The 16,698-nt window shown below is 48.3% G+C and carries 14 protein-coding genes; 2 read left to right on the top strand and 12 right to left on the bottom strand.

Features of this window, described 5'->3' with window-relative positions; translation table 11 throughout:
• Positions 1–58: 58 nt before the first annotated feature.
• The 3 genes from AB8599_RS16825 to AB8599_RS16835 all read right to left on the bottom strand — a co-directional run bounded on the left by AB8599_RS16825 (position 59) and on the right by AB8599_RS16835 (position 3,557).
• Positions 59–733: a GntR family transcriptional regulator gene (locus AB8599_RS16825; RefSeq protein ID WP_407334057.1), complete on the bottom strand. Its 675-nt coding sequence runs from the start codon at positions 731–733 to the stop codon at positions 59–61.
• An 887-nt stretch (positions 734–1,620) separates the two neighbouring features.
• Entirely contained in the window at positions 1,621–2,727 is a 1,107-nt protein-coding gene (locus AB8599_RS16830) for a M20/M25/M40 family metallo-hydrolase (protein ID WP_407334058.1), read from the bottom strand.
• 173 nt (positions 2,728–2,900) lie between these two features.
• Positions 2,901–3,557: a glutathione S-transferase family protein gene (locus tag AB8599_RS16835; RefSeq protein WP_407334059.1), complete on the bottom strand. Its 657-nt coding sequence runs from the start codon at positions 3,555–3,557 to the stop codon at positions 2,901–2,903.
• Between the two features lie 124 nt (positions 3,558–3,681).
• On the opposite strand from AB8599_RS16835, the gene AB8599_RS16840 reads away from it, so the two are divergent.
• Positions 3,682–4,548, top strand: a complete 867-nt coding sequence (locus AB8599_RS16840; protein WP_407334060.1) for a LysR family transcriptional regulator — start codon at positions 3,682–3,684, stop codon at positions 4,546–4,548.
• A gap of 87 nt (positions 4,549–4,635) precedes the next feature.
• Here AB8599_RS16840 and AB8599_RS16845 read toward each other — a convergent pair whose 3' ends face one another.
• The 6 genes from AB8599_RS16845 to AB8599_RS16870 all read right to left on the bottom strand — a co-directional run bounded on the left by AB8599_RS16845 (position 4,636) and on the right by AB8599_RS16870 (position 11,666).
• Entirely contained in the window at positions 4,636–5,259 is a 624-nt protein-coding gene (locus AB8599_RS16845) for a LysE family translocator (protein ID WP_407334061.1), read from the bottom strand.
• A 217-nt stretch (positions 5,260–5,476) separates the two neighbouring features.
• On the bottom strand, positions 5,477–7,411 hold the full coding sequence (locus AB8599_RS16850; RefSeq protein ID WP_407334062.1) for a diguanylate cyclase domain-containing protein: 1,935 nt from the start codon (positions 7,409–7,411) through the stop codon (positions 5,477–5,479).
• A complete protein-coding gene (locus tag AB8599_RS16855) occupies positions 7,408–7,905 on the bottom strand; it encodes a YfiR family protein (RefSeq protein WP_407334416.1) in 498 nt (165 codons plus the stop codon). Before AB8599_RS16855 ends, AB8599_RS16850 begins: the two co-directional genes overlap by 4 nt.
• A 76-nt stretch (positions 7,906–7,981) precedes the next feature.
• Entirely contained in the window at positions 7,982–10,144 is a 2,163-nt protein-coding gene (locus tag AB8599_RS16860) for a TonB-dependent receptor plug domain-containing protein (RefSeq protein ID WP_407334063.1), read from the bottom strand.
• 352 nt (positions 10,145–10,496) lie between these two features.
• Positions 10,497–11,048: an NUDIX domain-containing protein gene (locus tag AB8599_RS16865; RefSeq protein ID WP_407334064.1), complete on the bottom strand. Its 552-nt coding sequence runs from the start codon at positions 11,046–11,048 to the stop codon at positions 10,497–10,499.
• A gap of 48 nt (positions 11,049–11,096) precedes the next feature.
• Positions 11,097–11,666, bottom strand: coding sequence for a cysteine hydrolase family protein (locus tag AB8599_RS16870; RefSeq protein WP_407334065.1), 570 nt, complete (start codon positions 11,664–11,666; stop codon positions 11,097–11,099).
• 193 nt (positions 11,667–11,859) lie between these two features.
• Here AB8599_RS16870 and yeiP point away from each other — a divergent pair, with 193 nt between their 5' ends.
• Entirely contained in the window at positions 11,860–12,426 is a 567-nt protein-coding gene (yeiP, locus tag AB8599_RS16875) for an elongation factor P-like protein YeiP (RefSeq protein ID WP_407334066.1), read from the top strand.
• A gap of 108 nt (positions 12,427–12,534) precedes the next feature.
• Here the strand turns inward: yeiP and AB8599_RS16880 are convergent, their stop codons facing one another.
• From AB8599_RS16880 to AB8599_RS16890, 3 genes are all read right to left on the bottom strand, one after another.
• Complete coding sequence (locus AB8599_RS16880; RefSeq protein WP_407334067.1) at positions 12,535–13,263, bottom strand: DUF3726 domain-containing protein; 729 nt, start codon at positions 13,261–13,263, stop codon at positions 12,535–12,537.
• The gene (locus AB8599_RS16885; protein ID WP_407334068.1) at positions 13,260–14,969 is read right to left on the bottom strand and encodes a hypothetical protein; all 1,710 of its coding nucleotides are present in this window, start codon (positions 14,967–14,969) and stop codon (positions 13,260–13,262) included. Before AB8599_RS16885 ends, AB8599_RS16880 begins: the two co-directional genes overlap by 4 nt.
• 123 nt (positions 14,970–15,092) lie before the next feature.
• Complete coding sequence (locus AB8599_RS16890) at positions 15,093–16,664, bottom strand: BCCT family transporter (RefSeq protein WP_407334069.1); 1,572 nt, start codon at positions 16,662–16,664, stop codon at positions 15,093–15,095.
• Between the last annotated feature and the right edge of the window lie 34 nt (positions 16,665–16,698).

Raw genomic sequence — 16,698 nt, forward strand, 5'->3', positions numbered from 1 at the left:
TTACATTTACTTTGCTGCTGCCAAATCAGCATCAACGTCTATTGCGTCGGTCTCGCATCTATTGCGTCGATCTTGCTTCAATCATGCCCGTAATGCCTTTCAATAAAGCAATTAAATCGGTCGAGGCTCGCTGCAAATACGCTTCATGCGTACTTTTCGCCGTTTCCTTATCGCCACGTTCTATTGCGCCCACTAAACGCGAGTATGCGTCAACAGAATCCCAAGGCGTTGCCCCTAACTTGGATACCATTGCCCGAACACGGCGAGATTTATCCATCATGCGCTGCATGAGCAGTAGAAAGGTTTTGTTACCTGTTAGGCGGATCAATGCCATGCGAAATCCCGCCTCATGTCTCACCCACTTGCTGTTGTTCTGTTGTTGGCGCGCGTCATAAAGCCCTTGAAGATGAAACTTCAAGGTATCCCACGTTTTCTCATCTAACGTTTGAAGATCAAGATGGCTGATGGCATAGAGTTCCAATGCGGCAACCACGTCAAGCACTTCATTCAGCTCATCCAAAGAAATCGGCTTGATATAGATACCGCGCCTTGGCACTGGCTCAACCAATCCTTCCTGCGCGAGCCGAATACATGCTTCCCTCAGTGGCGTGCGTGACACGTCGATGCGACGTGCCAGCGCTTCTTCGAGGTAATAGTTCCCGACTTCAAGTTCATTGGACAAAACCATTTGCCTGACAGCCTGATATGCCGTTTCTGTCAGCGTTCTTCTCATCACCATCCTTCACTCTTCATGCGCCCCGCTTTTGGATGGGAACATCCCAGAAAGAATCGCATTGCGTCACAACCATTTATACGTGTTACATGATTTGTGTATACGTTGATAGTCTTGTCAAAAAATAGATATTTCGCAAGTTGACTGTGTGCTTTCATAAATATTAGTCGATAAATGAGAGTGTTATCACTTAATTGTTCGATCTTTAATCTTCGAAAGCATAGCTCATAGTGAGGATCTTTATGATCAAACAATTTTTAATGTATACGTTATTTGATCTTTCAATGCTGTTTCTCATTGTCCTCAATGGACAATTGGGATGCGTAGGCTTGTACCATTTGGCGGGGCAAAAGGATTAGATACGCAGGAAAATGTCAGAGTTGGGCTGGTTGCTCTTTGCACAAAAATACGGGAAATATTTGAGATGAATCACAATACTCGGCGACATCAATGAGGAAGATCTGCCAGTTTGTGTAGGGTGGATGTCAGCGCGACAACATGTAGCACCTGAAAATATGCAGCATGTCGTGCTCGATTCTGTAAAGCGAACCAAGGAGGGTCACATGGCAGAACACCCCAACAAGCTCTTTTGTAATGAGTGCGCGCAACTCACCTCGCACTCACACATCCAACTTGAGCCCAAGAAAATCGCACCCGACGCCACGCTGTTTCAGCGCGCAAGTGTCATCTTATCTAACTCCATGGATTTGGTATTGGGCTGCTCTTATGATCAATGTGATCACTGCGGGTCAACGTTTGGGTACACAGACTCGATAAGCGGAATTTAATATCTAATGAAAAAGCCGCCCGATCAGGCAGCGGCTTTGTCGGCATTCCCTACCTAAGTAAGTCATTTTTATTCGAATAAACAGAGCAAAATCGCGTGTTTATCGAGTGACGTAGCTGCGAACAAACTCACTGATAGCCACGAGATCGGCAATCGCAATGAACTCTTCCGTCGTGTGTACCTTGGTCATTCCCGTCGACAAGTTGACCGTGGTCAGCCCTTTTTCATTGAAGATGTTGGCATCTGAACCACCGCCTGTCGGTTTGGTGACAGGCTCAATGCCGATTGCTTCGAACGCTGCTTTAATCGCAACAACGTGTGGGTTGTCATCAGAAATACGGTAGGCATTGTAAGAACGCGTTGATTCAATTTGAATGCCTGCACCATGCTTTTCCGCTGCGGCTTCAAACGTCGATACCATATGCTCAACTTGTTTCGCCAGTTTGTTGTCATCCAGCGATCGCGCTTCAGCTTCGATGTAAAGCTCAGGCATCACGATGTTGGTCGCTTGCCCGCCACGCACCACACCAATATTTGCAGTGGTTTCTTCATCGATACGGCTCAAGGTCATGTTACTGATCGCATCAGACGCCACGGTTAAGGCATTGATACCAGTTTCCGGCGCCAAGCCCGCGTGAGCAGGTTTACCTTTGATGGTGATTTTTAGGCTTTGCTGACCCGGTGCAGTCGTAATAATCGTGCCTATTGGGCCGCCTGAATCCAAGACAATCGCTTGCTGCGATTCAATCTTACTCATGTCGAAATGCTTCGCCCCTTCAAGGCCCAGCTCTTCATAAACCGTAAAGGCGACTTCAATCGTTTTGTGGGCTTCACTGCTTTCTTGAATCGCGCGAACCGCTTCCATTACTGCTGCGATGCCGGACTTGTCATCACCGCCAAGCACTGTATCGCCTTTCGAGCGAATAATGCCATCTTCGATCACCGGCTCAATGCCGTTACCCGGCGTCACGGTATCCATGTGACTGCTGAAAACAATGCTGCCTTCTAGTGTGCCCGGCAATTTGCCATAAATATTGAAACCATTAGAGATGTGTGCCGGAACGGGCAATTGGATCACCGAAAAACCCATTTGCCCAAGTTGTTCGGCAAGGGTTTCAGCCATGGCTTTTTCATTGCCAGATTCGCTGTCAATTTTTACCAGCTCAATAAAATGCTCAACCAGTCTGTCTTGATTAATCGTTGTCATCGGTGTGCGACTTCTTTTCTGCGAGATGAGGCAATACCATAAACCCAAATGAGGCACCGTTTAGATGGGTTACATCAAAAAAATATGCGATTTGATGGGAATATATCCAAACAACAAAAAAGACGGGCAAATGCCCGCCAAAAGTATGGTAATCGTTTCTCTTCTCAGGCGTTTTAATGCACTTCCACACCCGCTTCATCTTCAGATACCACGGACGTATCCAATTTCGATTCGCGAACCCATTGCTGCACGGCTGGATTGCTTAGCACAAGGTCCGAATAGGCCTGCGCCAGCGGTGATAAGGCGACGCCGTAGGTCACAAACCTTAATGCCACTGGTGCATACATCACATCAGCAATGGAAAACTCACCGAATAGCCAACCGCCTTTTTCACCAAATTCTTTCATTTGCTCTGCCCAGATTTGATCGATTCGGGCGATGTCTTTTAAACAGCCTTCTGACGGTGTTATTTTGCGGCGACCCCGAATATTCATTGGCATTTCATTTCTCAAGGCATTAAAACCTGAGTGCATTTCTGCCGACATGGCACGTGCTTTGGCGCGCTGGGCGATATCCTGAGGCCAGCCTTTACCATTAAGGTAGCGATCATTCACATATTCACTGATGGCCAGTGAATCCCACACTGCGATATCGCCATCCACCAGCACCGGCACTTTCGCTGCACCAGAATGTTTGGTTATCTCTGCGTAGAAAGACTCGGTGAATAACTCAAGCTCGACTTCTTCGAAATCAATGTTGAAGCCACGCAGTGCTAGCCAGCCGCGTAACGACCACGTGGAATAATTTTTGTTCGCGATGATCAGTTTCATTGCACACTCCTTTGCGTTGAGAGGGGGTGAAGACAGAACCAGTATGCTTGGTTGCACTGAAGGTTTCTAACGCATAGTCTTGATACCTTGTATTTGAATTGTTGATGCTAAGGATGTATTCGATATGGATATTGATTCGCTGAGAAGCTTTTTAGCCATTGTTGATACTGGCAGTTTCACCCGTGCCGCAGCGCAAATTCATCGCACGCAGTCGGCGATCAGCATGCAAGTCAAACGTCTTGAAGAAGAGCTTGGCAGCCCGCTTTTTGACCGCGAAAAACGGCCTCTTAGCCTGAGCTTTGCTGGTCAGCGCCTTGTCAGTCATGCGCGCCGTTTAATTGCCGGTCACGACGAAGCGCTGGATGCATTCAAACGAGAAGATACATCACGCCCCATCCGCCTCGGTTGCCCTGATGACTATGCGGAATCCTTATTGCCTCAATTTATCAAAACGCTACGTTCACAAGTGGGCGATCAAACCTTCGATATCCTTTGCGCGTCTAGCACTCGGCTCAGACAGCGTTTAGACAGGGGTGAGCTAGACATGGCGATAATCACCCGCTCGCCGGATTCCGACGAAGGCTGGCTACTCAAGCACGACAAAGGTGTTTGGGTGAGCGGCAGCGACACGGATTTGGTTCACCGCCGACCTTTACCCGTGGCCTTGTTTGATAAGAATTGTAAGTTTCATGCCACCGCTTTAGACGGGCTGGGCAAGTTCGGCATTGAGGTCGACTTGGTCACCTTCACCACCAGTGCATCCACACTTAAAGGACTTGCACGCGCAAATCTCGCCATTTCCGCGATGGCATCAGGCAGCGTGCCGCCCGATCTTCAGATCATTCATGACGCTCACCTTCCTCCCTTGCCTGCTGTCGATATCGTGGTGGTCACCGCAAGCCGATCGCATCCTTTAATCACGCCATCCGCTGTTTCACAACTCTCCCACACATTTTTGACTCAAGAGCTACCTCAAGCCAGTCTTGCATAACAACGGCTTAGCGTAGTGACATCATCACGCACAAAAAAAGCAGCGAATCCGCTGCTTTTTTTGTTGGTGACGATAGTAGCTTATCCGCTAGCGACTTAACGCCAAGTAAGCGCCCGCGCCAATCATGATAGAGCCCGCCCCCCGGTTCATGCGTCTGACGGCTTTTTCTGTTCGTAACAGCTTTGCCGCTCTCGCCGCGCCCAACGCCACCAGCATCGCACCGCTCATCAATGCAATGGCAGCAAGGACGTTTGCCAATACAACATCGCCCAAACTCAGTATGGTCAGATCCATAAACGTGGGCAGGAAAGCGATATAGAACAAAATCACTTTCGGGTTTGAGGTTGAAATCAAAAAGCCTTGGATGAAAGCAGACAAGTGTCCTTTGGTTTTCTCTTCTTGCGAATCGGGCACCGTGGCCAATTGTGGCAGTGCACGAAACATTTTGTAGCCGAGATAAATCAAATACGCTGCACCGACAAAACGAATAACGGTAAAAAGTCCCGCATAGTTCTCTGCAATAGTCGCCAAGCCAAAACAAGCCAGCGTGAGATACACGAGATCGCTCAGCACCATACCCGCCGCCAGCGCTGTGCAATCACGTGCCCCTTTGACCATGGCACGAGCAAGGATGGCAAAAATCCCCGGGCCCGGTGTCAATACAAAGATAAAAATAGCTAGCGTAAATGTTATCGCACCTTCGAGAGACATAGCCTTTCCTTTCTTTCGGCATTTCCTGATTTCTCGAAAGTACCAGAAAATGTAGGGTGACTCGAGCCGAGTTTTGTATGAGTTTTACGACCGTCATGTGGACATGCCCAAGCAACCTCAAGATGCTAAACGGCGTGACCCTGAGAATCGAAACGGTCGTGTGACTTCACATTTCTACATAGACGACGAGTCAACTGTCGATAACAAATAGACTCGCCTACACAAAATCAAGCGCTTCTTCTTTGCCTGCTTTTGCAAAGGAATAGCAATTTTTCCCTTTCGCTTTAGCGTGATACATGGCTTTATCCGCCTGCTCAACCACGGTACTCAAAGGCGTAGTATCCACCGATGGCCAAAAGCGCACACCAATGCTGGCGCTCACTTTCGGCTGACAACCATTGATTATCATGACTTGATTCAACTTGTTAAGTAGGCGCTTCACGATATGGTGAATGGTTGACGTGTCATGAATAGCAATAAGGAATTCATCGCCCGATAAACGGGAGACAAAATCGGAACGAGACACGCTCGCTTTCATTCGGCTCGCCACCACTTTCAACAGTTCGTCACCCACCTTGTGTCCGTATTGATCGTTGACGGCTTTAAAGCCATCTAAGTCGATAAACAGGACATACATGTTTCGCCCTTTGTCGTGGTTCTTCGTGAGTTTTTCAAACGCACTAGCGCGGTTAGATAGTCCCGTCAGTCCATCGTGGTTAGCAAGGTAGTTAAGACGCTTTATTTCCACTTCGACTGATTGATCAACAATAGACACGACAAACCCCTCAACCTTCCTTCTATGATTCGAGAGTGTTTGCACCGTGATCTTACAAGGCAAACTAGCGCCAGTTGCAGATATAATTATTCGTTGCCATTGGTAACTGCCCTTCGACATCAAGACTTTCAACTCCCTAAATCTCACGTTCGGTTGACCGTCCGCAACGAGAGTTGCCCACTGGCTATTCGCACCAAACTTGCTAACACTGACTGTATTTTGGGTTTTGATCTCGAGTGAACGCGACAGCACCAGCGTGGCATTCGGGCTTTTATCAAAGATTAATTCGGCGAGTTTTCGTCGCTGCTCGGCTTCTCGGTGGGCGGTTATATCATCAAACTGTAAGAGTGAGTGCTGTGCCGATGCCATCGGATGCGTGCTGACAAGAAAAATCGTTCCCGTCTCAGTATGGGTCAACTCGACATTTGTTAATGGTAGATGTTTATCAACCGCTCTTGATATTGCCATCATGCTCGACACAGGCTCAAACGATACTAGCAGTTCATCAAGATCTGTCGGGGAACATCCAAATCGACTTAGCTGGTTTGCCGCCGCCGGGTTGTAATAAGTGACTTTATCACCTGGCGAGGCAACGATAACGCCATGTTCCATCGTATCGAGCACTTGGCTGATATAGCGGCTTTTTTTCTCCAACTCTTTTAGCGTCTGTTTGAGTTGACTGTCGCGCTCGGAGAGGTTCATCACCATCTCATTAAAACAAGTCGTCAGTTGCCCGAGCTCATCATCATGGCGAACAGGTATGGTTCTGTTTAACACGCCCAAACGAATGATCGCCGACATGGACTGATGCAATGATGCCAAAGGCGATGCAACAAATTGGTGCAGTAGCTGAGCAAACATCAACGAGAAAAATGACAATAAGCCAGTGCCGATGGCCAAATAAGCCAGCAATATGCGATGTTCTCGGTCAATGGTTTCACGAGAGATATAAAGCTCGATTTTACCCAATGTCTCTTTGCCTAGAACAATTGGCCTTACGACATATTCAGTGGCCGTGTCAGTACATGCAATCGTGTTATCTTGAGGGCCACAATCGATAGGTAGCCTCAAGAACGAAACAAATTCCACATGGTTAGGAGAAACCACTCGGGCAGCAATTAAATCGGGATCTGCACTGAGTGCCGTCAATTGTTCGCGACCGGTTTCCATATCACCAAAGGCGATTGCTGCCGTAAGGTTACTCGCGGCCGCGTTAGCCATCACAGTCGCTCGACTGATCAAACTTTTCTCGAGATTCTTGCCCACAATGTGGTCAACTGCCATCCCAAGAAACATTACACCTGCCGTCATTAATAACCATGTAGGCAGAACGAATTTCACCCTTAATGGGAGGTTATTCAAGAAACGAAATATCATGCGTTACCCTCCTCATCAATGACGGCGATTGAAAGCAACTGAGAGCGCAGGGTAAACGGCACACCCAGCAAGTTTTTTCTGTTTACCAAGGGTTTGACTCGGTTGTTCACTTTGATAAAGGCCACCATGCCGCCAGCAGCAGTAAAGCTTTTACCTTCTCCGACAATCAACGCATCAGGAAAACGACTGCGTAAGGCCCCGATTCGCTGCTCTTCATTTTCAGTGGTGTAAACAATATGGCAGCCTAGCTCGATATCATCTTCCAATGCGATGTCACGAAAAATGGCCTGCTCAGGCTTTTGAGCAACAACGTCTTGCAAACGCTGGCTGACGGCACTTTTCCCATCCGCACAAAATTCGTAACGACCATTTTGAGGCTGACGGTCTTTCCAATCAGTCAAAAATGCAAATCGAAATAGGTACACTGCTTTCAGATCTTCATCTCGAAATTCATTCGCGCGCACGCCCAGGCTGACGGTGATAATTATCACCATCAATAGCCAGATAGCTCGTTGCCTTAAGGCACGCTTCGTCTTAAAGAACTGAAAGACTTTCCTTACCATCATTGCCTCAAGGCCATTGCCAATCGACTTCAACCCAATATTGCGTTCCGTTGTCGAACCCACCGTAATTACTCGGAAATTCATTCACTTGGTCGTTAAATAAGTTCTCGATACTCAATGTGAAATTCGGCGCGTGCTTTGTTGGTTGCCAACCCATGATGAAATCCCATGTCAACACATCTGGCCATCCATAATATTCTTCATCACCAACCAATGGATCTGGCTTGGTGCCATGCACATATTGAACAACATTGCTTACCCACCATTGTGAGGTGATATCCCACATTACCTGTGCGGTAGCTAAGTGAACTGGCTCATTCTCATAGGAACGCAATGGACCATCACTACTTGCACAAACACTGCCGTGACAATCCGCTTCAATCTGGCGATAGCTATAGCCGGCGTTGATTTGCAATACTGAAGAGGGTTGCCACTTCATACTGAGTTCGCCGCCGTACGTGATGGAGCTCAATGGCGCAATTTGTTGATATTTATAAATATCAACAATGGTACCTGCCGTACCAGGTGAAGAGTTGCCAGGTAAATAATCGCGTGTTGCACTTATTAAATGCCATGCAGGAATGCTTTCTTCTTCGCTATAAAACAAATTGGCATCAAACTGAAGCTGTTGACCTTGCCAAAAACGATACCCGATTTCGTAGGTATCCACTGTCGGCACTGGCATGTCTTCATTGCCCAGATTCTCAATAATCTGCAGGTAATCAAAAGTCCAAGGCAAACAATTGTTCACATTACCCGCTTCACAGAATGAAACATCGCTCCCATAGGCATTCTGATGGAAATTGGTGGTTCGCCCCTGACGAGCTGGAGTGATTACTGCCCGTCCCCAGCCAGCCCATAGGCGCTGGTTATCACCTAAATCTTGCATGACACGGATTTGAGGTTGAGAGAACGTATCGTCAACGAGATTAAAATACTGCCAGCGGTTACCCACCATCAGTTCTGTCGTGTCTGTGAGTGGATATGAATAGTTCATGTAAACCGCGAGACTCTGATTAACAAAGCCAGACTCGTCAGCCACCCTGACATACGGTGACGTATATATTTCTTCCTGCTCGTAAGGGCGAAAATACTCATCAATAACACGATAATTTAATCCGACCGTAAGATGACCACCCAGCACGTTGGCATCGCTGTAGCGGGTTTCAGAGTCCAATCGCGTGAAATAGGCATTACGATCTGCGCTATCACTGCTGCTATAAGTTAGCCAAAACTGTTGTTCCCATTGCCTGTCATCCGCGAGTTCTTGCAGCACTTTTACGCCCGCAAAGTACTCTTCTGCCAACATTTCTGTATCGAAACTGGCAAAGTCAGGGCCATCATGTCCAGGATTCAGAAAATGCGGTTGGTAGTACCCCCAAAGGTAATCCTCTCGCGAGCGAATACCGCCCAACTGCAAAGACACCGTGCGGCCCATGTTCTGATAGTCACCGCGCATACCAAAGCGTTCTGTGTAAACCCGGTAGTTCTGCATGGGCTGCACTTTTTCTTCATCGCTCGTCCAAGGCATATGTTCGACAAATTCGGCATAACCGCTCAGATACAGGTTGTCGCTCACCTGCCCACCATGATGTAACTGGTACTCTCGGTAGTTGTAGTTGCCGACCGACGCCGACACATGTCGACGTGTTGCATCTTCTGCATCCAAGGTAATGATATTGACCACCGCGTTAACCGCGTTTCCACCCCAAATGGTGCCCACCGGCCCCATCACGACTTCGATGCGGTCAATATTGTCCAGGCTAACCGGGATCAAATCCCAATCAACACCGGAAAACATACCATTGAATACACTGCGCCCATCTACCATCACCAACATGGTATTGCTCAGAGATTCATTGGTGGTTCGCGCTGCAATGCCCCAGTCATAATTCGAGAATTTTGCGACATGCAAACCGGGTGCAAGAACGAGTGCGTCAGCCACAGAGCGCGCACCAGAACGTTGAATTTCTTTCGAGGAGATCACGTGCACAGCAGCAGGAATATCGGCAAGGCTCAACGAAGAACGCGTTGCAGAAACCACTTTGGTCTCTGACAACGTTTCGAGTGGCATGTCCAACAGATCACTAAAATCAGTGCTGGCAAAAACAGGAGAAGATAATTGAAAGCTTAAACAAGCAGCAGTCGCTGCTAGACTGACTTTAAGCATTAGCGTGTTTCCAGTATATAAACGCAGATGCCACGCCTTCTATAGCGTCCGGCTATCAGCGTTATACCCACGAAGAATGTGTCGGCTGTAATTCAATAGCCAAAACAATGGCCGTTTGCATTACAGTGTATTTTTACCGGCATTATACGTGGAATATTTAGAATTCTGTACAGCAACAATTTGAAAAAAAATGTTTTTTTAGCCAGTCTGAGAGTGAAAACAACACGTGACATAAAAATGGCTTTCAACGCTAAAAAAGTGTCAGTTACATGGCGATTTTTGCGCAAAAAATCACCACGAAAATACTGTATTCAGCGGTTGGTGTTGCTATCCGCGACGTGTATTTCGAGCGTTAAACCAAGCCTTTCAGTTTCGCCAAGCCATAAGCCGCTATCGTCACATTATCTTTGATCTCACCGTCTACCATCATGCGCTCAAAATCCGCCACCGAAAAAGCCTGAGAGATGAGATCTTCCTCTTCCGCATCGAGTTGTTTTCCGACCTCAGTAAGATCGCTGGCAAGATAGACATGGCAAGTCTGGTTAAGGAAGCCATAAGCCACAAACTGCGCACCGACATACACCATGCTTTGCGCTTGCATGCCGGTTTCTTCTCGAAGCTCCCCCTTAGCCAGCTCAGCATGATCTGCATCTGCATCTGGATTGGATTCCCACGCCCCTTGCGGGATTTCCCAACAGCGCTGCTTAACCGTATAACGATATTGTTGAACCAAATGAATCAGCCCGTTATCAATGGCGAGAATCGCTGCACAATCCGGCTTATCAACCACACCATAAATGCCTTGAGCGCCGCTTGGTCGAAGGATTTTGTCTTCCCGCACCGTCATCCATTTGTTTTGGTAAACAATTTTACTGTCGAGTTTCTTGATCACAGGCTTGTCCATTCGCTAACACGCTTTTGCTTTAATATTCAGCCCACAAGATTATCAGGGTTACTCATTGAGTAAACTTGCTTGATGTAAGGTCGCGATCCGCTCAAGTAAATGAAGCGATGTTTGGTGCTCATCTTCTGTGTGCGCCGTACAGGCGTCAGCGACAATGTGAACGGTGTAATCCCGGTCATGAGCATCTCTGGCGGCACTTTCAATGGCCCACCCTGTGCTCACACCGCACAAAAAAACACTGTCGATCTGATTCGTTCGTAATATCGAATCCAACGACGTATTAAAGAAGGGATTCACACGAGGCTTCACGACAACCAGATCTGTCGACAACACATTCAAATCCTCGTGAAACTCCGTCCCCCATTCGTCCAAATTGAGCGCACCAATTTCATTCGCTTTGCCGAACATAGGTGAACGTTTAGGTTGGTCTTGGTAGCTAGGGTGAAATCCCACTTTGACGAACACCAACAGATGATGATGTTCCCGCGCCCATTGAATAGCCGTGTTAGCCTGTTCGATGACCTGTTTTTGCGAAACCTGAAGCGCGCAACTGGGGATTTTTCCCTGCGGATGAACAATATCGTTAATAAAGTCGATAACGACGAGTGCGTTTAGCATGCTGCGCCCTTACTAAAAATAACAATTTGATCAGTATAGACACGGCGTACGGAAACCACGATCCAATGAAAGCCTACTCGAATAGAGAAAGCACAAACAGCTTGTTTGAACGCGGATAGTCATGCTGATCCCCTTGCGAAAATTCAAAATCGTGATATTTTCTTGCCAAATTTTCTCAATTGGAAATATGACCATGCCAAAGGCAAGTGAAATTAAAAAGAACGCAGTTATCGAACATGGCGGCAAAGTGCTTGCGGTCAAAGACATTTCGAAGCTAACGCCTGCAGGCCGTGCAGGTACAAGCTTGTACAGAATGCGTATGTACGATGTTGCAACCGGTGCGAAAGTCGACGAAAGCTTCAAAGCTGACGACATGCTGAACTTTGCTGATTTCAGTCGCCATGCCGCAGATTTCTCTTACATCGATGGTGAAGAGTATATCTTCATGGACAGCGAAGATTACACGCCGTACCACTTCAACAAAGAAACCATTGCTGATGAAATTTTGTTCATCAACGAAGACACCAAGGGCATTCAGATCCTGACGGTGAGTGGCAAGCCAGTTGCGATTGAACTGCCTTCTACTGTTGATATGGTGATCACCGAGACGTCTCCGTCTATCAAAGGTGCATCAGCGAGCGCACGCACTAAGCCTGCGACCGTGTCTACTGGCCTGACGGTTCAAGTGCCTGAGTACATCGGTATTGGCGATAAAATTCGTATCAATACCACTGAACACAAATTCATGAGCCGCGCGTAACACCACGTTATCTCCGCGATTCATCGCACCAAACAAAAAAGCCCTGATGCCAGTCGCAAACACGGCGGCATCAGGGCTTTTTGTGTCTAAGGCTGAGATCTTTTCTGTCTATTCCCCTGCGCCTTGTAACGATCGTTCGCTGTTTTCCACTAAACTTCTGGCGACATACGCTTTTAGCGTATTCCAATGGACTTCGTCCACCTCAATGCCATGCCGCCATGCCCGTTTCTCCGCTGCCGATTGCATGTCTGAATTGATGTCCGGTTCACCGTTAATGCTGGACACAACAAACATCGTAAGTTGAATATCCACGCGTAAATCTTGGCTTTGCAGCTCCCTGATCGCGTTCTCGCAAGGTCGGTCGAAATAGATATCTGGGTATCTATTTCCCGCATTGTGAACACAATCCACATACGAGGGCGATTCACCATTTGGCCATTGAGCGCGAACCGACAAACCTTTGCCTGCAAGTTTTAGCAATTCACTGAATCCAAACCAGCGGTGACGACAATTGCGTATATGCAGTTGAACATGCTGGCCTTGAATAAGTTTTTCTACTGCCACATCGATTAAGGCGGGTAAGAAGCAAAGCAAACTTTCGCCCCCCAAATCCACCGTCACTTTCTCATCATCTTGCTCAATAGCCACGGCGTGATACTTATTTTCCTGCTCAATGTAGCCCAGCGCTGACAAAAATAGTGCCACACCACGTAAGCCTGCCATTTCAAGGTCGACGACCATGTTAGCGATATTTTCCGCTTCCCCGCATTGGCGCTTTAAGCTGTCGTAAGCTTTGGCGCACAACGTGACCAATTCATTGTGAGAGACTTTCATCATGTATGCTCTCCACGCTTGGGTGGCGCGTCAGGCAGCATCGGGAACAGCCAACTCTCTTCCATGTTTGACGACGACAGTTCTTGGTAAAGTGGCGCACCCTGAAACAAGGTCACGCGTACCCAGCGATCCGAGCGAGGGTCGAACTTGGTCGCGCCGAACATGGCGAGCTTGCACCTAAGAAGATGCATCGGCAACACGTCACGAGCCAACACGTTGATTTGAATATCACCCATGGGCGAATTCCCCATCGTCCAAACGCGACGCGCAATGGTGCGCAAATGTGGATGAGTCAATAAGAATTGAGCCAATGAACCATTGGGATCGCAATCTTGTAGCGCCTGAGAAAGGCGAGACACCTGGCGAGCAATGTCTAGCGACGATTCATTCTCTTCGCCCGGCTCTTCGCCACGCACCGCCATACGAGGTTCTTCTTTGTCCACAGACCGATACCAAAACCAATACTGACTGTCTGGCTGCGCGAAATCGATGTTCATGGCCCATTGATATCGTGACTCTATAAGCGACACCATCGCCCCTATCGTCACCCCAGGTGTTAACGACAAGGTTTGGTCGCTATTCATACCCTCAGCAAAAATATCCACCTGCTCAGGGTGCACTTCCAGCAAGCAAGACAATAAAACTTCTTGAGTTTCAAGGCTGTGTTCTGCTGCCATCGCGTAAATATCGGCCCACTGCAAACCCGTGCGATTGCGCTCTTCTAATGTCTTGATAAGCGCATCTAGCTCTATCACGCTTTGTTCGTTAAGCGCCCTTTGTTTATCGTTGATAGTGACAACTTGGCACAGGTGTTTTCTCGCTTTGGCGAGCAAGACTTCAACCTGTGTAAGACGATCAACATCCACGGCCAACGCCAAAACAGTGGCAAAAGCGCGTTCTCGTTGAGTGAGCCATTTATCCACCACGCACGGGTGAGCAATCAAATAGGGCGCCATGCCGAGTCCCGTGGCATTTCCGACACCAATGTAGCGTTGCAGCGCGGGTGACAAGGTTGCAGCGGTCTCTCCCCCTTCCTGCTTCGCAATAAAATGCACCCAATCCAAGCTAAATTGTCTGAGCAGATATACCGCACACATCTGCGCACTAAACGAAAGATGAAAATCCTCATTGGCTTGCAGCGTTTCAAAGTCTGCAATGCCAAACTTCCCATTGCCGTAGACTGCCGTGGTTCGCAGGATATATCCGACATTGGCAATTTCAGCCGAGTCGGGTTGTTCACCTCGCGCAAGAGAAGACACAACATGGTCAAACACCCGCACGCTTTTGTTAGCGCGAGACAGCACCAAGACTTTTGGTGAGTTGCGTCCCGCTTCCTGCAACGGCACATTTTGGCGTAATTGGTCGAGCCCTTTTGCACCTACACGCCCTTTTATCAGTGCAAAAGTCACGTCCCATTTTTCAGCAATCACCCTGTCGTTGCGCTCGTCGTCCGCGATTGCGTCACAAAACACCACCAGTTGGTAAACATGCTTTGGGGTTTTTAGTTCATAGATTGCCGTACCTAGACCGTCTTTCTGGAGATCCCAGCGATGTGTCGACAGCGCCCAACCTTGGTTGCTCATTTTTCGCAGCAATGAGCGCACGAAACTGATACGTGTTTGATGCATGGCGCCAAGGCGATAAGGGTTCATCACCACAGAGGGATCACGCAGCAAGGTGGCTGCTTCCATGACAGAGTTTGCATTCATCACTTGTTACCTATGCTTAAACGCGTGGTAAAACAGACTGATCCTCAGCCTCACTCACAATATCGGGCAAAAGACCAACTCAGTCTGTCCCGATACTGCGTCCAATCAAATAATTCGCTTGGGTTAATCCAACCCTTGCTCAGTGGCCATCTGTAGTGCGATTTTGGGGCCATTCCAAAGTGCTGGAAGAAGAATGAGCGACACGGGCACCGCGGTGATCACAATGAAGGATTGCAGTGCAGATACCCCGCCCGCTCCTAATGAAATCAATATGATGGCCGTCGCCCCCATCATCACACCCCAGAAGATGCGGATCAGCGGATTGGGGTTGAGATCCCCACTGATCACCACACTGATGGTGTAAGTCATGGAGTCACCTGTGGTCACGATGAAAATGGTGGTCAAGACTAAAAACAGAATCGAAATCAGTGTTGGGAACGGCAGTTGCTGCGTTATTGCAAGCAGCGATGCGGGTAAATTAAATCCTTCAAACGCTTTGCTCACCGAACCCGGTTCCGCCATTTCGAACGCCAAGCCAGAACCGCCCACAATGGTGAACCAAAAACAGGTGATAAGCGGTGCGATGATACTGATGGTGACGATTAACTGACGAATCGTTCTGCCGCGCGAAATGCGCGAAATGAAGATAGCCATCATAGGGCCATAGCCCAAGAACCAACCCCAGAAGAAGACCGTCCACCAGCTCAACCATCCCATGTCACCCCGAAACGTCGCCATAGGGATGAAGTTGTCCACCATGGTACCCACACCTTGCAGATAGCCATTAATAATAAAGTCTGTCGGGCCAACCAATAGGATGTATACCATCAGTGCCACGGCAAGAATGACGTTATAACGGCTCAAGATTTGAATACCACGATTCACGCCGCTAAGGGCAGAAAGCGTATAGATAGCGATGGCGAAAAGGATGATCAATAACTGGGTTGTGAAGCCATCAGGTAGCGCGAACAAAGCATTGAGTGCATAGCTGATTTGCAGACCAAGAAAGCCAATTGGGCCAATCGTACCTGCCGCCACGGCCACAATGCAGCATGCGTCAATCAGTGCACCAAACCAACCTGTCATCGCGCGATCGCCAAACACTGGATATAACAAGGTACGCGGTTTTAGCGGGAGCCCTTTGTCGTAGTGAAGATGCATTAATACGATGGTGGTCAACGTACCGAGGATCGCCCATGCAAGGAAACCCCAATGCATAAAAGACTGTGCCAGTGCGTTAAACGCCTGACGTTGAATATTGCCTTCTGGCACACCATACAGCGGTGGTGGATTGACGAAATGGGCAATGGGTTCAGCCGCCGCCCAAAACACACCACCGCCGGCGAGCAGAGTACACAAAATGATCGCCAGCCATTTAAAGCTGTCCATTTCGGGCTTGTCCAACGCCCCCAATCGTACTTTTCCCGTTGAGGGGTTAAACGCCAACGCCAAACCGATCAAAAACGTGGCCAACAGCAACAGCTGCCAATAAGGGCCAAAGATCTTTACGCTCCAACTGAATCCACTGTTTACTATGCTTGATAGCAGTTTGTTGTCGATAAGTGCAGTCACCACAAACGCGGTAAGGAAGCCGCCACTTAGCCAGAGAACAGGGTTGTCCAACCCTAGTTTTCTCCAAACGTTTTGTTCCTTTTCCATCGCTGTTGTCTTCTCGGTATTGAGTAAATCAGACATCATCTGTCTCCACATCATAGCGGTCACTGCGCCG

This window comes from Enterovibrio litoreus, assembly GCF_045679545.1.
In the GTDB taxonomy this organism is placed as follows: Bacteria; Pseudomonadota; Gammaproteobacteria; order Enterobacterales; family Vibrionaceae; genus Enterovibrio.